The sequence below is a fragment of the Stenotrophomonas sp. AS012628 genome, assembly GCF_010608305.1.
GTDB classification, from domain to species: domain Bacteria; phylum Pseudomonadota; class Gammaproteobacteria; order Xanthomonadales; family Xanthomonadaceae; genus Stenotrophomonas; species Stenotrophomonas geniculata.
In genome coordinates this window covers 1-216 of sequence record NZ_VMBJ01000306.1, presented here as the reverse complement: position 1 = coordinate 216, position 216 = coordinate 1, and the positions used below count along the sequence as shown (strand labels likewise).

The 216-nt window shown below is 65.3% G+C and carries 1 protein-coding gene; it reads right to left on the bottom strand.

Annotated elements, in window-relative coordinates:
- The coding region (locus G5A07_RS22035; protein ID WP_223107906.1) for a hypothetical protein at positions 1-216 on the bottom strand (216 nt) is incomplete at both ends.

The following is a 216-nucleotide window of genomic DNA, read 5'->3' as shown; positions in this document are numbered from 1 at the left end:
CTTCCTTCATCGCAGCGGCGGTGAAGGTGCCGGTGAGCGTGGCGCCGTCGGCGCTCTTGTCCACGGTGTAGGCCAGTTCGCGGGTCGAGTCGGCCAGCAGCGTGCGGGCACGGTCGGCTTCGTCCGGGTTGCTGAACTTGATCGAGATCGTATTGTTGTTGCGGTCGATGCCGCTGTGGCGGATGCCCTTGTCACGCAGCTGCGTACGGATGTCGC